The 16,893-nt window shown below is 44.6% G+C and carries 19 protein-coding genes; 1 reads left to right on the forward strand and 18 read right to left on the reverse strand.

From position 1 onward, the window contains the following. Positions 1–306 precede the first annotated feature (306 nt). The 14 genes from FYJ57_RS01225 to FYJ57_RS01290 form a co-directional block, all read right to left on the reverse strand. Positions 307–939 carry a methylated-DNA--[protein]-cysteine S-methyltransferase gene (locus FYJ57_RS01225; RefSeq protein ID WP_154431224.1) on the reverse strand — a complete coding sequence of 211 codons (633 nt, stop codon included), beginning with the start codon at positions 937–939 and terminating at the stop codon, positions 307–309. A gap of 119 nt (positions 940–1,058) precedes the next feature. Beyond that, entirely contained in the window at positions 1,059–1,844 is a 786-nt protein-coding gene (locus tag FYJ57_RS01230; RefSeq protein ID WP_154431225.1) for an alkaline phosphatase family protein, read from the reverse strand. Positions 1,845–1,982: 138 nt separating this feature from the next. Next, positions 1,983–2,912, reverse strand: coding sequence for a M14 family zinc carboxypeptidase (locus FYJ57_RS01235; RefSeq protein ID WP_154431226.1), 930 nt, complete (start codon positions 2,910–2,912; stop codon positions 1,983–1,985). A gap of 336 nt (positions 2,913–3,248) precedes the next feature. Beyond that, positions 3,249–4,496, reverse strand: coding sequence for a glutamate-5-semialdehyde dehydrogenase (locus tag FYJ57_RS01240; RefSeq protein WP_154431227.1), 1,248 nt, complete (start codon positions 4,494–4,496; stop codon positions 3,249–3,251). Between the two features lie 38 nt (positions 4,497–4,534). After that, on the reverse strand, positions 4,535–5,086 hold the full coding sequence (locus FYJ57_RS01245) for a 5-formyltetrahydrofolate cyclo-ligase (RefSeq protein WP_154431228.1): 552 nt from the start codon (positions 5,084–5,086) through the stop codon (positions 4,535–4,537). Further along, entirely contained in the window at positions 5,064–5,285 is a 222-nt protein-coding gene (locus tag FYJ57_RS01250) for a DUF896 domain-containing protein (protein ID WP_154431229.1), read from the reverse strand. The genes FYJ57_RS01245 and FYJ57_RS01250 overlap by 23 nt, the downstream gene beginning before the upstream one ends. A gap of 15 nt (positions 5,286–5,300) precedes the next feature. Beyond that, complete coding sequence (gene proB / locus FYJ57_RS01255; protein ID WP_022172475.1) at positions 5,301–6,152, reverse strand: glutamate 5-kinase; 852 nt, start codon at positions 6,150–6,152, stop codon at positions 5,301–5,303. A gap of 105 nt (positions 6,153–6,257) precedes the next feature. Beyond that, positions 6,258–6,587 carry a hypothetical protein gene (locus FYJ57_RS01260; RefSeq protein WP_154431230.1) on the reverse strand — a complete coding sequence of 110 codons (330 nt, stop codon included), beginning with the start codon at positions 6,585–6,587 and terminating at the stop codon, positions 6,258–6,260. 87 nt (positions 6,588–6,674) lie between these two features. Beyond that, positions 6,675–7,889 carry a DUF3048 domain-containing protein gene (locus FYJ57_RS01265; protein WP_235904318.1) on the reverse strand — a complete coding sequence of 405 codons (1,215 nt, stop codon included), beginning with the start codon at positions 7,887–7,889 and terminating at the stop codon, positions 6,675–6,677. Between the two features lie 96 nt (positions 7,890–7,985). Next, positions 7,986–8,495, reverse strand: a complete 510-nt coding sequence (gene ybeY / locus FYJ57_RS01270) for an rRNA maturation RNase YbeY (protein ID WP_154431231.1) — start codon at positions 8,493–8,495, stop codon at positions 7,986–7,988. After that, positions 8,485–9,507, reverse strand: a complete 1,023-nt coding sequence (locus FYJ57_RS01275) for a PhoH family protein (RefSeq protein ID WP_106493006.1) — start codon at positions 9,505–9,507, stop codon at positions 8,485–8,487. The genes ybeY and FYJ57_RS01275 overlap by 11 nt, the downstream gene beginning before the upstream one ends. Positions 9,508–9,757: 250 nt before the next feature. Then, entirely contained in the window at positions 9,758–10,996 is a 1,239-nt protein-coding gene (locus tag FYJ57_RS01280; protein ID WP_205839883.1) for a sporulation protein YqfD, read from the reverse strand. Between the two features lie 24 nt (positions 10,997–11,020). Further along, positions 11,021–11,302 (reverse strand): YabP/YqfC family sporulation protein, encoded by a 282-nt coding sequence (locus FYJ57_RS15225; RefSeq protein ID WP_022172469.1) that lies wholly within the window; start codon positions 11,300–11,302, stop codon positions 11,021–11,023. Between the two features lie 48 nt (positions 11,303–11,350). After that, positions 11,351–11,890 (reverse strand): DUF2284 domain-containing protein, encoded by a 540-nt coding sequence (locus FYJ57_RS01290; RefSeq protein ID WP_022172468.1) that lies wholly within the window; start codon positions 11,888–11,890, stop codon positions 11,351–11,353. A 125-nt stretch (positions 11,891–12,015) separates the two neighbouring features. Between FYJ57_RS01290 and FYJ57_RS01295 the strand changes: the two genes are divergently transcribed. Continuing rightward, positions 12,016–12,879, forward strand: a complete 864-nt coding sequence (locus FYJ57_RS01295) for a delta-lactam-biosynthetic de-N-acetylase (protein ID WP_154431233.1) — start codon at positions 12,016–12,018, stop codon at positions 12,877–12,879. Between the two features lie 130 nt (positions 12,880–13,009). On the opposite strand, the gene rlmH is transcribed toward FYJ57_RS01295, so the two are convergent. The 4 genes from rlmH to FYJ57_RS01315 all read right to left on the reverse strand — a co-directional run bounded on the left by rlmH (position 13,010) and on the right by FYJ57_RS01315 (position 16,841). Further along, a complete protein-coding gene (rlmH, locus tag FYJ57_RS01300; protein ID WP_154431234.1) occupies positions 13,010–13,489 on the reverse strand; it encodes a 23S rRNA (pseudouridine(1915)-N(3))-methyltransferase RlmH in 480 nt (159 codons plus the stop codon). A gap of 18 nt (positions 13,490–13,507) precedes the next feature. After that, the gene (locus FYJ57_RS01305; protein ID WP_235904320.1) at positions 13,508–14,293 is read right to left on the reverse strand and encodes a DUF975 family protein; all 786 of its coding nucleotides are present in this window, start codon (positions 14,291–14,293) and stop codon (positions 13,508–13,510) included. Positions 14,294–14,559: 266 nt separating this feature from the next. Then, positions 14,560–15,954, reverse strand: coding sequence for an NADPH-dependent glutamate synthase (gene gltA / locus FYJ57_RS01310; protein ID WP_106492999.1), 1,395 nt, complete (start codon positions 15,952–15,954; stop codon positions 14,560–14,562). Further along, a complete protein-coding gene (locus FYJ57_RS01315; protein WP_022172463.1) occupies positions 15,954–16,841 on the reverse strand; it encodes a sulfide/dihydroorotate dehydrogenase-like FAD/NAD-binding protein in 888 nt (295 codons plus the stop codon). The genes gltA and FYJ57_RS01315 overlap by 1 nt, the downstream gene beginning before the upstream one ends. Between the last annotated feature and the right edge of the window lie 52 nt (positions 16,842–16,893).

Genomic DNA, 16,893 nt, shown 5'->3' on the forward strand with positions numbered 1-16,893 from the left:
AATAAAGATATACTATCCGGGAGGAGTTTGCAAGAGAAATGTTTGAATATTTTATGATTACGACCCCAAAGTACTGCTCACTCTGTTCTCAGTAACTAAAAAAGGTCCACCGGACCTTTTTGTCGTATGCTTGGCAACGCAAAAAGCAGAACATCGTGTTCGGACATTCTGCTTCCGGCATATCTTCATATTGCATGGTATATTTATATTTGGCTGCTCCGGCAACAGACTTCCCATGGTTCTGTATCGAAAATATACCTTTGCTATTTCATATATTCTTTTTTTATATAAACTTTAATATGATCTTCAAGGATTGATCTGTATTCCATATTTATCCAGATCGACCTTCCTGTCAACCACTTCCACCCCATCTTCTTCCAGAAGCTGAGCCTGTACCTGCTCACCGCCAAAAGCGAATGCTCCGGCGAGTTCTCCTTTGGCGTTGACGACACGGAAACAGGGAATGTGTTCCGGATCCGGGTTCTTGTGCAGGGCATTTCCCACAGCTCTTGCCATCTTCGGTTCACCTGCCATGGCTGCAACCTGACCATAGGTTGCCACATGACCTTTCGGAATCTGCTTAACCGCTTCGTAGATTCGTTTGGTCGGACTGTCTGTGATCAGATCATAACTTTCGGCGATCATCCGGCGGATCTCTTTTTCCGGGATCGTTCCGTCCAGAATGATCGTGTTCCAGTGCTCTTTGTTCTGATGATAGCCGGCGATTACCGAATCATAGGCAGAGCGCCAGAAATCTCTCCATTCAGGCGCAACCTTCACATTCAGATTGATAAAACCATTGCGCTCATAGATCCAGAGAAATGCTTTTTTACTTCCACGAACCCGGACAAGCTGCCAGTTGGGATCGTGAAAAGGTTTTTCTTCGTACACGTTGTCAAATGATAAACCGTATGCAAGTGCTTCTTCTCGTGTTGTCATAGTATCTGTTCTCCTAATATTTTTATAAGATATCAAAAGTAATATCGGACAGGAAATGCAAAATTCTTTACACTTCTATTACTTCTTTACCGCACATAAGTAAATTTTCAGGGTATATATCAACCCAATTTTTCCAATACCGATGTTCCTTCCCACTCTCTCACCTTCGGAATATCCATAAGATCTGCAATCGTCGGGGCGAGGTCAAGCAGGGTAAGTCCGTGCAGCTGTACAGCTTTCGGGAATTCTTTTCCGATGAAAAACATCGGGATCGTCATATCTTCCGGGATATTTTCGCCGTGTCCCCGGTCGTGGCCACCGTGGTCAGCGGTGATCACGATGGTGTATCGGTCATGGACAGCTTCGTAGACCTGCTGGACGCAGGAAAATGCATTATTTACCCGGTGCATATATTCCGATGTCATCCAGCCGTGGTCGTGACCGCCTTTGTCGTCCGTTTCCACCAGATATAGATATACAAAATCCGGCTCTTTCCGTTCAATCAGGGAAAGGGCTTCCTGCGTGAGCAGCAGATCTGAATTATCCTCTTCGTATTCATTGACAAAGAGAGAGTATTTCATATTTCCGGATGTCCATACATGACGCATTGGTTCCCAGCCATAGAAAGCAGCGCAGGTTTTATCCGCACGCTCCAGCTGTTCTGCCAGTCCGCGGATCGGTCGTACCGGCGGCATGTAGTCGTTGGTGATAATCCCGTGGCGGGTGGGCGGGACACTGTAAAAGATCGAGGTGTGCGCCGGAAGGGTAACCGGTGGCACAACAGAACTTGCATCCGGAGAATAGCATCCGTTTTCTCTCAGTGTGTTTACAAAAGGATGTCCGCAGGTTTCCACGGCATCCGGTCTGAGTCCGTCGATGGAGATCAGAATTACTTTTTTATCCATATGTGAAATTCCCCCGTATATACAAAGATTTTGATACCGGCTGATTCTGTACTAGAGCCTTTTTCAGACACGCTCTAGAAAGCCGGATATCATCATATACTCAGTATAGAATTCCATTCACATCATGTAAAGAGATTATTATCTGATTTTCTGTGGATTTTTCAACGGTTCGGAATTACCGGCTGATTGCGCGATGATCTCAAGCGGCAGCATACGGATTTCCTCGTATGTCCTTTCCTGGCAGGACGGATCCATGGGGAAATCTGCATTTTCTTCTACAGTCTCTACGGTGATCGCAGGCTTATGCAGCAGTTCGGAATAATAATTGACTGGACTTCCGCCGTTTAAGCGGGACAGGTATTCCTCTTCCTGTTTACCAAGAGAATAATTGGATAATTTCTGCATATAACGCGCCAGCTTGTGGTTACGCTGATTATAGGAAAATGGCATTGCCTGCCTGTAATAATAGATAATGCGCCCTCTGGAATGAAAATCGAGGTAGCCGATGGTATCCCACTGTTCGAAGACACGGATCAACGTTTGCGTTTCCTGCTCGCTGGCGGGATATTCGCCGAACTGCTGCTGGATATAGGATTTACATGGAAAATTCCGGTTAATATCGACTGCTCTGGCATTGTATTTCCAGTAGGGCCAGTCCACACCGCGCATCTTACATGCCTGACGGAGAATGGGATTGCGGATGGCACTGAAACTTTCGGTGGCAATGACATAACCGTCCGGGTTGACAACGGGAAGAAAACAGATGGAACAGTGGTTGAGCAATTCCCGCACCGGATAATTCCCCATATATGAGTTATCCTGATATGCCTGACAATATTCCTGTGCCATCCGGGTCAGAAGTACCGGATTGATGGATTCTTTTCCATGGATACCGGCTGTCAGGATCAGTGTATCCAGTCCCGATCCGACACGGAGCATCGGAATTGGTCGTTCATCATGGCTCTCCCCTACTTTTTTGTAAATCGTGGATTCCGGGTACTGCGTTCCGGATTCCTGCAGATTGCGGAGGAGTTCTTCATAAGTATAGGATTGATTTAACGTAATCATACAGACCTCCCTGTGTCAATAATAAAGCAGCTAATCAGTAGGTAGTATTCCGCGAGGTGTTTTGGCATGTTTTTGACAAAATCCCGAGACGTACAAGGCAAAAATCCATTACCGAAGGTGATTAGAAATGCATTTTGACTCGTAACTGTGAGGGTACTGAATAGTTGCATGATACATAAGAACTTCGGGAAATATAGTCCCTTTTATGTATATATGCGGAAGATCGTATTTTAGAACCAGAGAGAAAAACAGATAAGACAAAAAATGCACAAATAAAGCTGTCGTTCAAAAAAGCAAATTTGAACGACAGCTTTATTTGTGCTTTACGTGGAATTCTTATGGACGAACCTGACCGTTTCCATAGATAATATATTTTGTGGTTGTCAGGGCAAGCAGACCCATCGGCCCTCTTGCATGAAGTTTTTGTGTGCTGATTCCGATTTCCGCACCGAAACCAAATTCAAATCCATCTGTGAATCTGGTGGATGCGTTAACGTATACACAGGCGGCGTCTACTTCATCGAGAAATTTCTGTGAGTTCGTGTAGCTTTCTGTGATAATTGCTTCTGAATGACCTGTGTTGTAACGGTTGATATGGGCGATTGCCTCGTCCACGGAATCTACGGTTTTCATGGAAATCACATAATCCAGATATTCTTTTCCCCAATCCTCTTCTGTTGCGGTGACAGCATCGGGAACCAGTTCGCAGACTTCCTGATCGCCGCGGATCTCCACGTGTTTTTCCTGTAAGCGTGCAGCAAGAACCGGAAGCAGTTTATCCTTTACCTCTCTGTGGATCAGAAGAGACTCACAGGCGTTACATACACCTACCCTCTGCGTTTTGGCGTTGATAATGATATCCACAGCCATAGACAGATCTGCGGAGGCATCGACAAAGATATGGCAGTTGCCTGTACCGGTTTCAATGACCGGGATCGTGCTGTTTTCCACAACGGCGCGGATCAGACCGGCGCCTCCTCGCGGGATCAGAACATCCACATACTGGTTCAGTTTCATGAATGCAGCGGTAGTCTCTCTGGAGGTATCTTCGATGAGAAGCAGAGCATCCGGGTTCACGTTTGCTTCCGACAGTGTGCGGCGGATGCAGGTTACGATCGCCTGGATAGAATGAAACGCATCACTTCCACCCTTTAAGATCACAACATTGCCGGTCTTAAAACAAAGACCGAATGCATCGGCAGTCACATTTGGACGGGCCTCATAGATAATACCGACAACACCGAGGGGTACACGTTTCTGACCGATACGAAGACCGTTGGGACGCTGTTTCATGCCGAGCACTTCGCCGATGGGATCATCGAGAGCGGCAATCTGATACAGACCTTCTGCGATCTGTGCGATGCGATCTTCCGTTAATAAAAGCCGGTCCAGAAGTCCCTGGGACATGCCATTTATCCGGCCTTTTTCCATATCCTTTTCATTGGCAGCCAGGATCTCAGCTGCATGGAGCTTCAGATCGTCGGCAGATTTTCTTAGAATCTGATTTTTTTCTTCACTTTTGAGATGTTGCAGATCCGGTTTTGCGGCCTGCGCCCGTTTCCCGATATTATCCAGGTATTCCATATGTATTCTCCCTTCTGTAAGTTCCTGCCTGGCAGTACTTACCGGTAAATTGTTTTCTCTGTGATTACCACATCCGGCAGCAGATCAGTCGGTTCGGTGGGAACTTCCTCCATCATCTGGAATTCGAATGCCAGTGCTGCGGTAAAATGACTGGTGTGTTTGCTCAGATACCGGTCATAAAAGCCGCCGCCGTATCCTACCCGGTGGCGCTGATTGTCGAAGGCGACTCCTGGCATTATCATCAGTCCATCCTCTCCGTCTGCAACCGGAAGACTTGTTTTCGGTTCGCGGATACCAAAATACCCCGGTTCCAGATCCTCTGGCTGTGAGATCTGATAAAAGATCATATCTTCTCCGACAACTTTCGGAGCAGCCACTTTTTTCCCAAGACGGAACGCTTCTTTGATAATTCCGTCTGTCATAACTTCGTTTTTACAGTCTATGTACAGATAGATCCAGTCGCTTTCCTGGAAAGCAGGAAGTGAGAAAAGTTTCTGCCAGATCTTTGCACTGTTTTTACAGATAGATGCCGGATCCGTTTCTTTTCTGCGTCGGAAAATTTCTTTTCTAATGGTTTTCTTTGCTTCCATATTTTTCTCCCAGATTGGTGATGCTTCCGTCTTTTTCCTGGATGTTGATGTTATCCAGCTGAGAACGGAGGTTCATACGTACGCTTGCGATGAATTCTTTTCGAAGTTTATGCTGTTCTTTTTTTTCTTCCGGTGTCAGTTCCTGTGTTTTTGCCTTTCTGGCAAGTTCGTTGATACGGTCAATTCCTTTTTGATCCATGTTTCTGTTCTCCTTTTACAGTATCCGTTCCAGAAAATCCAGAACGTAAAAATCATTTTTCTTATGGGACAGGAATAGGGTTCCATAAGGGCGTCCCTGTATGATCTTATGGATGACATGAAAGTCGGCACCGTTGGCGATGATCATATCAGTTCCGGCGGCACTCGCGATTTCGGCAGCAGTCAGTTTGGTCGCCATTCCACCGGTTCCTACGTTGCTTCCGGTACTTCCCTTTCCCATGGACAGCAGATGCTCATCCAGTTCTTCTACCACATCGATGAAAGTTGCTTCTGGATTTTTATGTGGATCATCGGTAAACAGCCCGTCAATATCTGAGAGAAGAATCAGAAGATCGGCACCTACCATAGCGGAAACCACTGCTGATAACGTGTCATTATCACCGAATTCAATTTCATAGGTAGATATGGTATCATTTTCATTTACGATGGGGATCGCTCCCATACGTAAGAGTTCTTCGAATGTATTTTTTGCATTTAATCGGTTCAGATTATTCAGAATCGTATGTTTGGTCATCAGAATCTGGCTGGCAACCTGGTTATATTCTGCGAATAATTTCTGATAGATCATCATGAGCTTTGCCTGCCCGATGGCTGCACATGCCTGCTTTTGTGCCATGCGCGATGGTTTTCTGTCATAACCCATAGTTTTACTTCCTACCATGATGGCACCGGAAGAAACCAGGATTACGTCTTTTCCCTGATTCCTCAGATCGCTGATTTCCCGAACCAGAACTTCCAGTTTGATCAGATCCAGATAGCCGGTATCCGGGTGAGTCAGGGAAGAAGAACCGATCTTGATGACGATACGTTTTTTATTTTTCAGTTTTTCACGAAATGTTGTGTTCATTCGTTTTTATCTCCTGCCTGTTTTACTGACATATTGGGATTGCTGGTGCAACCGCAATAATCTATATCATTGTACCGCACCAACGGAGAAAGTTCCAGTATTTTTTTAGCTGGAATAATTTTCGAGAAAACTGTAGAGTTCCTGACGTGAGTTCAGCCGATATTCCTTCTGGATTTTTTCACGGACAGACATCGGAAGACTCTCTTCGGAAATCTCCGTGGCCTCGTAGACAGAACCGTCCGGATGCTGGATAACAACCTTTCCGTCTACGATACGAACCAGATAAGATGGCTGCAGGATCTGTTCTGTTTCCCGCAGCTGAGATGGCTGTATCTCTGAGGTACCGGAGCTTCCAAGCTGGTAGCTGAAATAGTATCCTGCAGTCAAAAGAAAAAGACAGGAACAGACGATTAATACGTAAGAGAATCGGCGCATATAGAACACTCCTTTTTCTTACAGTATCAGCGAATGATTCCTGTCTTATTCATAAATTTCAGCGTTTATTCAGTAAAAATAATCATTTTAATATTCAGTATCCGATGCTGCAGCTTCTTCTGCTGCTGCCTGTGCTTCACTGTCTTGTGTATCTGTGGAGGAAGCAGAGCTGTCATCGGAACCAAGAATCTCCACACGGTCTGCGTAAGTATCCTGAATAATACATACCCAGGTCTTGCCGGTATCCATAGTGATCTGATTACCGTTGGTATCATAGTAGAAGGTAGCTCCCCATGGAGTGTGTTTTTTCCAGGTGATATCGATGGCCTTTCCGTTTACAATATATTTTCCTACATTTGGTTCATCAACGTCGATGTTCAGATAACCGTGTTCATCGTATTTTCTCCAGGAAGAATATTGCAGAATGATGTTTTTATAGGCGATCTGTTCTCCGGTCAGCTGATCAATCTGTTTGTCACCGTACTGGAAACGATAGTACAGTTTGTCTTCCGGATTGTATTCAAACCATGGCTCATTCAGAAAATATCCCGGTTTTACGACATTTGCTTCTGTCTCACCCGGAAGTTCCACTTCATCATCTACGCCGCAGAATGCATAACCAGGCTGGAAGTCCTCAGCGTATTCCTGACTGTAGCCGTTGATCTCGATACCTTTCTGGATACCTTCAAAACTTGTATAAGCGTTGTGCGGAGATTTTCTGTCAGTGGTACGATAAAATACCTGATCACCGTATCCGGCCAGTCCACTGATATTATTTACCTCCGGTAATTCCAGGAAAGGAAGGGCATAAGCAGACTGTCCATAATGCGTATAGATCGCATCAAATCCTGAAGCGTAGAAAATATAATAATCACGACAGCTTCGTACGGAACCGATCTTTTCCAGATTATCATAATCTTCAAAGACACCCATCAGACGGGTGATTCCACCTTCCACAGGTGCTTCGTATACTACCCCGGCATTGGCAATACCGGCCTGTGGGCAGGCAGGTCTCAGGTTGTTGAGCATAACAGCAACCGGGCGACGTCTTCCGATGGCTTCCGGTACATATTCTCCGGTCAGATAACTTACAACATAGCCATCCGGAATCGGATCTTCTGTGGGTTCCGGTTCTTCAGCAGCCATGGCAGTTGGTTCCGGTGTTACTTCTTCTGTTGCTTCTTCTGCTGGTTCCGGCGTTGCAGTCGGTTCGGCGGAACCAGACTCGTTTTTCTGGCATCCGGTCAGCATGATGCCACCTGCCAGCCCAAGGGCTATGATCAGTTTTGCATATTTTTTCATATGTGATCTCCTTTTCGTTGATAAAATGTAGCCATTCAGCAGGTAATATCCCGTGAGGGTACTGAACAGCTGTTATAAAACTATAATGATACATCCTCACGAGATACATGAATCTCTTCCAATCTGCAGGTGCTGCAGTGCTTTCTCCTGTTTCTGTTCCATGACAATGCGTTCCTCATCAACCATATGGTCATACCCCAGAAGATGCAGCATACTGTGAGCAACTAAAAATGCGTATTCTCTTTTTACACTGTGTCCGTATGCTTCTGCCTGTTCCACCGCCTTCGGTATGGAGATCATGATGTCTCCCAGAAGAAGCTCCCCACTTTCCGGATCAAAGCAGCTGTCATCGTCTTCCAGCACAGAATAATCTGCAGGTGCCGGAAAATCAATCATAGGGAAAGACAGCACATCCGTTGCCCGGTCGATCTGACGATATTCCAGATTGGTTTTATGAATCGTTTCGTTATCTGTGAGAACCAGGCAGACCTGTGATTCATAGGGACATCCTTCCTGATCCAGAACGGTTTCCATGACATCTTCTGCGACCTTCAGAAAATCAAAATCAAAGGTCTGTTCCTGTTCATTGGAAAAATCAATACTCATAACTGTTTCCCCTCCGTCGTTGATTTTTCGGTGATGCCGGTTTTTCCGGGTGTTTCTTTTCGTAGGCTTCATAGGCCTGTACAATCTTTTGTACCAGCGGGTGACGGACAACGTCTTTGCTGGTCAGCTGACAGATGGAGATCCCTTCTACTTTCTTCAGCACCTGAAGAGCCATCTCCAGACCGGATTTCTGACCGGAAGGAAGATCTTTCTGAGAAGAATCTCCGGTAATGATCACTTTGGATCCGAATCCGATACGGGTCAGGAACATCTTCATCTGTGCCGGAGTTGTATTCTGCGCCTCATCCAGAATAATAAATGCATTGTCCAGTGTACGACCGCGCATATAAGCGAGGGGGGCAACCTCAATCAGCCCTTTCTCCATATTTTTTGCAAAGCTTTCCGGTCCCATGATCTGATACAGTGCATCATAGAGTGGGCGCAGGTAGGGATCCACCTTACTTTGCAGGTCGCCGGGAAGAAATCCCAGTTTTTCTCCTGCTTCGATGGCAGGACGGGTCAGGATGATTCTTCCCACTTCGTCATTTCGGAATGCTGTGATCGCCATTGCCATGGCAAGGTAGGTTTTACCGGTACCGGCAGGCCCTACGCCGAAAACGATCATATCTTCCCGGATCTTATCCACATATGCTTTCTGTCCCAGCGTTTTTGGCTTGACCGGTCTTCCGTTGATCGTGTGACAGATACAGTCTTTATCCATCTCCACAAGCGGAGCTTCTTTCTCTTCCATGGTCAGTGACAGTGCATAATCCACATTCTGACTCTGAATGGTATTTCCTCTGACAGAAAGCCCCAGCAATTCCCGGATGATCTTTTCCGCTTTCTGCACATTTGGTGCAGGCCCTACGATCTTTAATATGCCGTCACGGGAAATCAGTGTTACCTGTAAGGTGCGTTCGATCTTTTTTATATGTTCGTCAAACTGTCCGAAGATATTTCTTTCATGTTCTGCCGGAATTTCTATCAGCTGTTCGATGATTCTTGCCGCCATTCATCTTGTCCTTTCGTAACTGTTTTTCTTTTAAAATGTCAATATGGACATCCTATCCTTTTATTTTACCACCTTTTTAGTGGAATTGAAGCCCTTTTTATGATTTTTCTGTATTTTCTGTATGTATATTGTTAATGTTCAATGGTAATATCCCGCGAAGCGTGTTACCGGGAACGGAGTGAACAGTAACTGTATATCGCTCCTGTACCGTGAAATATCTCACCGAACACAGCGTGGACAACAGGAAAAATCAGTTTGTTTCGGAAACAGAAGACGTGGAATCCGGAAGTGCTTTCCGGACTATCGGAGTTTTTTCGCTTCCGGGAATCTGTATGATCACATAGCCCTGTGAACGGCATCTGTTTGCAGTGAGTCTGGTACGGATATTCCGGGAAAGAATCAAGGCATCTTCGCGTACGAGATTTTTCAAGAAATTTTGCAGATGTTTTTGTGAAAGTTCCAGAGATTCTTTCGGTGTATAGCAGTAGGATTTTTTTTCATAGGGAACGGTTATGATTTTTCCCACGGTGACTGGCAGGTAAAAACTTGGGGTAAGGGTCAGCCGGCGTTCGATGCGATAAATTTCAGAATTATTTTTTGGGGCATGATACCAGGAGATATCGGTTCCGAAGAATGTAAAAAAAGGATAGCTTTCTTGCTCTCCGGGATAAGATTTTACAGTGACCGTCCGGGAAAATTCATCATAATAAGGAAATTGAGTTTTTATAACGATATCTGCATCCGCACGCACATATTCGTAACGTTGTATCTGACTGTCATTATCCAGGATTGCAACCGAACCAGATACAAGAATATCTCCTTTTTTACAGACATCTCCCGGCTTTACCTGTGGCATTCCCATACGGGTGATGATACTTACTACGGTGCCATTCCACGGAGCGGTAAGATCCCAGCTGGTGAGGGTGTCCGCTAAGGCATCCGTTGGCTGCGGGATTTCGTCATTTTCTCTGATATCAATAATCAGACAGGTTCCCTCAAGCTTTGCAGATACCCAGACAACACCGGGAAAGGCCTGCCGGATTTTCTGCATCAGCTTCTGGCAGTCTACATTTCTCTTTGCCATACCACAGCGGATATCCCATTCGGATAATGTGTCCAGGAGAACAGGTGTGGTATAATAACGGTTTCCTGTGATCTGAATATCCCAGATACGAAGGGAACACACAAATAACAAAATAAAGCCAAGAAATATTCCGAGAAAAAAAGCCTTTCTTTTTCGTGCATGAAGTAAAAAGAAAGGCAGACCGTTTTTAGATAAGATATGGATCCGGGCATCTGTTTTCCGGCGAAACCGGCCAAGACGCAGGAAATCTCTGGCAGAGAGTTCCATTTCATAGAAGGAAGCTTCCTGGGTAAGATTTCGAAGTGGAATCCGATTATGTACACAGAGACTGAAAAACCGATCCGGTGCAGGGCTTTCCAGACGAATGCGAACGTAGCCGCGGATATATTTTTTTATAGAATCCAAGAACGTACCTCCCGATCGTCGCAGTCAGATTTCATACAAAACAGATGTGATCTGTCCTGTTACTTTCATCTCAAGTTCTGTGTAGTAAAGAACGCTGAGGGAAACTCCCTGAATGCGTATTCTTCCATTTGCGGTCAGTACTAAAAGATGATCGGAACGGTATTCCAGGATACTTCGGTAATTTTCCAGAAGAATCTCCCGTTCACCAATCAGTGTGATGATACATCCATGATATGCCAGATCGCCGGGAAGTTCCAGCAGATCAGCCAGACACTCTCTCACTGTTGTTATTTTTATTTTTTTCACAGAATGCTCCCGGTGTTTATTATTCAGTTTATGAGAATTCGCCGATCTTTATGCTTCCCGGAGAAAAATCAGTGAGAACCAGAGAACCATCTGTTCTCCCATATAATAATCCATGTGATTTTCTTCGATATTTTTGGTCAACAGGATCCCATGACTTTCAATACAAGGATGCATCAGATCCGGGTGGTTACAGGATTTTTTTGGATATGTGCATTTCTCACAGATGGAACAGGAATCCGTGGACAGTGTATAGCATCGCCAGGCATCCTGTTTTAAAAATGCTTCAATTTTTGCAGTGATCTCCTCATGCTCCTGTTTGGTAGCAAGCAGAGCATCCATATTGGAATAATCCGGCACTTCTGCCACAGAAGAAAATAAAAGGGCATGTGTGTACTGCTGGCATCGTTCTCTGCATTTGTCCACAGTTCCTACTGCCGGTGGACATGACCAGGATTTTCCATATCTTGGACATTCCCTCTTACAGATGGTGCGTACTTTGTCATTGAATTCAATATCATCAATGGAAAGAAAGGTATACTGATAAATGGGAAATTGTGTAATATAGTTTTCTATTGATTGAAAGTTCATAAATACTCCTTTTTTACTTAAATCATTACGTTCTATTATACCGTCTGTACCGCCAGAATACAAGTGGTGAATACCGGACCGCTCTCTGGCATATACAGTAAAGACAGAAAAAGAAAAGAGTACCTATGAAATATTTAAATTGTATCAAACAATGGCTGCACACAGGAAAAATAATCCGGGAAACAGACTTTCTTACCTGTTGTGTGGTACTGATTGCCTGTTTTTTTGTCGGCGCGGCGATACACTGTCACACAGAACAGGAGCATCTGGAGACTTCCGGACAGATTCTGCATCCTGAGACAGAGAACTGGGGACTTGGTTTTGGGCAGACCGGAGAAAAACCGACAGGAAATGTATCAGCAGAAGAATTGAAAAAGTATCATGCCGCCTATATGGATCCAACGGATGAAAAAGTCATCTATCTTACTTTTGATGCCGGATATGAAAATGGTAATACACCGGCGATTCTCGAGGCATTGAAAAAGCATGATGTAAGCGCAACTTTTTTTGTGGTGGGAAATTATCTCGAAACCAGTCCGGAACTCGTTAAGCAAATGGTGGCTGAAGGCCACACTGTAGGAAATCATACCTTCCACCATCCGGAAATGTCAAAAATTTCTGATGCAGCTTCTTTTGAAAAAGAACTGAAGGACGTGGAAACACTCTATCAGAAAATTACAGGAGAAGAACTTACCCGCTTCTACCGTCCACCGCAGGGGAAATATAACACACAAAATCTGCAGATGGCCGACGATCTTGGATATAAGACATTTTTCTGGAGCCTTGCCTATGTGGACTGGATCCAGGATCAGCAGCCCACAAAAGAAGCTGCCTTTGATAAATTATTAAAACGGATCCATCCGGGAGCGGTCGTACTGCTTCACAGTACTTCTTCTACGAACGCGCAGATTCTGGATGAACTTCTGACAAAATGGGAAGAAATGGGCTATCATTTTGCACCACTGTCGGAACTGGCAGAGAAGATTTAAAGGAAACTGCAAAGATGTTTCAGAGACGGAAGAAGTTGACAGGAGGTATTTTCCCGAACGGAAAAAAGATCAGCCGGTTGCTGTCTGCAAAACAACCGGCTGATCTTAGAACTACCCGTTAGATTTCGGTTTACTTGTGATAAGGCTGATTGGTCATGATCCGGTAAGAACGATAGATCTGTTCTAACAGAATTACCCGCATCAGCTGGTGGGGAAAAGTCATTTTTGAAAAACTCAGGGCATAATCGGAACGTTTCACAAGTGCATCACCAAGTCCGATCGAACCACCGATTACAAAACAGATATGGCTCTGTCCCCGGATACCCAGATTTTCCAGCTGACGGGAAAATGCAACAGAATCCAGCATCTTTCCGCCTATTTCAAGGGTGATCACATAATCATCATCCCGGATATATCGCATCAGACGTTCCCCTTCTTTATCCCGGATACTTTTTTCCACTACTTCACTGGCATGGTCCGGTGTTTTTTCATCAGACACTTCGATAATCTCCAGTTTGCAGTACTTGCTGAGACGTTTCGAGTATTCGGCAATGGCATCGCGGAGAAATTTTTCTTTGATCTTTCCTACAGTCAACAATGTAATTTTCATAGATGAATTATATTTCCTTTACATACTCGGATACGCATTCTGACGGCTTGCAAAATATTCACGTTTCAGTTCCAGAAACAGCTCTGCATTTGTCGCCTGAACATATGGGTTGACATAGAAAATTGCCAGCAGTCCACAGGTACACAGGGACAGCAGGGACCATCCGAGAAACGAAAGATCCAGCACAAAGGTATTCCACTTCTGTCCATACATCAGTTCTTTGCTGAGACGGAATGCATCCTGTCTTGTCATGTTCGGGTCGTCTGCCAGAAGGTAGGGAACCATACGGTATTCGTAAGATTTTACGATGCCCGGTACAATCAGAAGCAAAGACCACAGGCCAATAAAAAGTTTCCGTAAAAATAAAGTCAGTACGGTTTTTCCGTACATGCCCTTCTGAAAAGCAAATCCCAGTCGTCCGACCGTTGGCTGATATTCAGAATTTTCCATAAAGAAACGGCAGCCACCGACTTCGAGAGGATTTAGAAGGAAAATCCCAAGTAAGGCACCGACAATCATTGCACTTCCTACGACAACTGCAATGATTCCTTTAATCAGCATACCAGGAATAGAAGTACCGGAGTTGTAATAAAAGTGTCCGATGTCTCCTTCATCAAAGTATTCTGTATAATAAGAATCATCGGAAGTGTCGAAAGAAGTTACCTGATCCCAGCTGTTGGCTACAGCACTTCCGCCACCGCTGACAAATAACATCAGAATAAATGCAACAAGTACGCTGCGCCAGTAGTTTCTCTGAAAGGCTGCTTTGCCTCTCTCTTTCAATTCAAATCTTGTCCACATCATGTTGTTCTCCTTTTTCATGCAAAAGTATCTGTGTTTTGGTTTCATTATAACATGGAATCTATTGACTCACAAGCAGACTGGAAAATATTAAGAGAAAAGAAAGAGTTTACATAATAATATTATGGTAACTTAAAACGTGTTTTGGGAAACGTATCTGGCTGTGAGGATACTGAACAGTTGCAAGCGCATTTTCCTGTAAACTAAAACTGCCGGAAGACTTCTGTATAGAAAATTCTTCCGGCAGTTAAAATCAATCCTGCTTGATTTTATTTTGCTTTGTTTTTGATGAACTCATCGATTCCTTTTGCGGCTGCTTTACCGGCACCCATAGCCAGGATAACAGTAGCTGCACCGGTAACTGCATCACCACCGGCATATACACCTGCTTTGGATGTAGCACCTGTCTCGTCATCAGCAATGATACATTTTCTCTTGTTAATGTCCAGACCAATGGTAGTAGAAGAAATCAGCGGGTTCGGAGAAGTTCCAAGGGACATAATAACAGTATCTACGTCCATCTCAAACTCGGAACCTTCGATGACAACCGGACGTCTTCTTCCGGAAGCATCCGGCTCACCCAGTTCCATACGAACACATTTGATTGCTTTTACCCAGCCTTTTTCGTCTGCAACGATTTCTGTCGGGTTGGTCAGCAGATCGAAAATAACGCCTTCTTCTTTTGCGTGATGTACTTCTTCACGTCTTGCAGGCAGTTCTTCTTCACTTCTTCTGTATACGATATGTACCTCAGCACCAAGACGAAGAGCAGTTCTTGCAGCATCCATAGCTACGTTACCACCGCCGACAACAACAACTTTCTTTCCGGTTACGATCGGTGTGTCGTGGTCATCGCGGAAAGCTTTCATCAGGTTACTTCTTGTCAGGTATTCATTTGCGGAGAAGACACCGTTGGATACTTCACCCGGGATACCCATGAACATCGGCAGACCCGCACCGGATCCGATAAATACTGCTTCGAATCCTTCATTTTCCATCAGTTCATCTACAGTAGTGGATTTACCGATGATAACGTTGGTGTTGATCTTAACACCGAGAGATTTTACATTTTCAACTTCTGCTTTTACAACTTTATCTTTTGGCAGACGGAATTCCGGAATACCATAAACCAGAACACCACCAGCCTGATGCAGTGCTTCAAAGATAGTTACATCGTAACCAAGTTTTGCCAGATCTCCTGCACAGGTCAGACCGGAAGGACCGGAACCGATAACTGCAACTTTATGACCGTTTTTCTCTGCCGGAGCTTCCGGTTTGATACCGTTTTCTTTGGCCCAGTCAGCTACGAAACGCTCCAGTTTACCGATGGATACCGCTTCGCCTTTGATACCACGGATACATTTTCCTTCACACTGTGTTTCCTGTGGACATACACGACCACAGACTGCAGGCAATGCACTGGACTGTCCGATTACTTTGTATGCTTCTGCAAAGTTACCTTCCTTTACTTCTTTAATGAACGCAGGAATATTGATACTTACCGGACATCCCTGAACACATTTGGCATTTTTACAGGTCAGACATCTGGAAGCCTCTTCCATAGCTTCTTCTTTGTTATATCCAAGACATACTTCATCAAAGTTTGTTGCTCTTACTTTCGGTGCCTGCTCTCTTACAGGTACTTTTTTTAATACGTCACCCATTATTTGTCACCTCCGCACTGTCCGCATCCGCCGTGATGAGTATCACCCTCACGCAGTTTTAATAACGCTCTTCCTTCTTCTGTTTTGTACATCTGCTGTCTCTGCATAGCAAGATTCCAGTCAACCAGATGTCCGTCAAATTCAGGACCGTCTACGCATGCGAATTTTACTTCGTCACCAACGATGACACGACAGGCACCGCACATACCGGTACCGTCTACCATGATCGGGTTCATGGAAACGATAGTAGGAATATTATATTTCTGAGTGGTCAGGCAGCAGAATTTCATCATGATCATCGGTCCGATAGCTACACATTTTGTATAAGTTTTTCCTTCGGCGATCAGATCATCGATTACTTTTGTTACCATGCCACTTCTTCCATAAGATCCGTCATCTGTTGTAATATACAGGTTGCCTGCTACAGCTTCCATCTCTTTTTCCAGAATGATCAGGTCTTTGGTCTTTGCACCAACGATAACATCGGCATCAATACCATGTTCATGCAGCCATTTTACCTGTGGGTAAACCGGCGCAGTACCAACTCCACCTGCTACAAACAAGATTTTTTCCTTTTTCAGTTCTTCTGGATCTTCGTTCACGAATTCGGACGGACATCCCAGAGGTCCTACAAAATCTTCAAATGAATCTCCTGCCTGGAGTTTTGCAAATTTCTCTGTAGATGCTCCGATTGGCTGGAATACAATTGTTACAGTACCAGCTTCTCTGTCGTAATCACAGATTGTCAGAGGAATACGCTCTCCTGCATCGTCCTCTTTTACAATGATAAACTGACCTGGCTGACAGTGTTTTGCTACCATCGGTGCTTCTACAACCATGAGATATACAATCTCATTCAGTTTTTCCGCTTTGATAATTTTGTACATAACATCCTCCTAGTTATTTTTATTTTAACACGGCACAATTTCATAGGGTAAC

The organism is Oliverpabstia intestinalis, assembly GCF_009696065.1.
GTDB classification, from domain to species: domain Bacteria; phylum Bacillota; class Clostridia; order Lachnospirales; family Lachnospiraceae; genus Oliverpabstia; species Oliverpabstia intestinalis.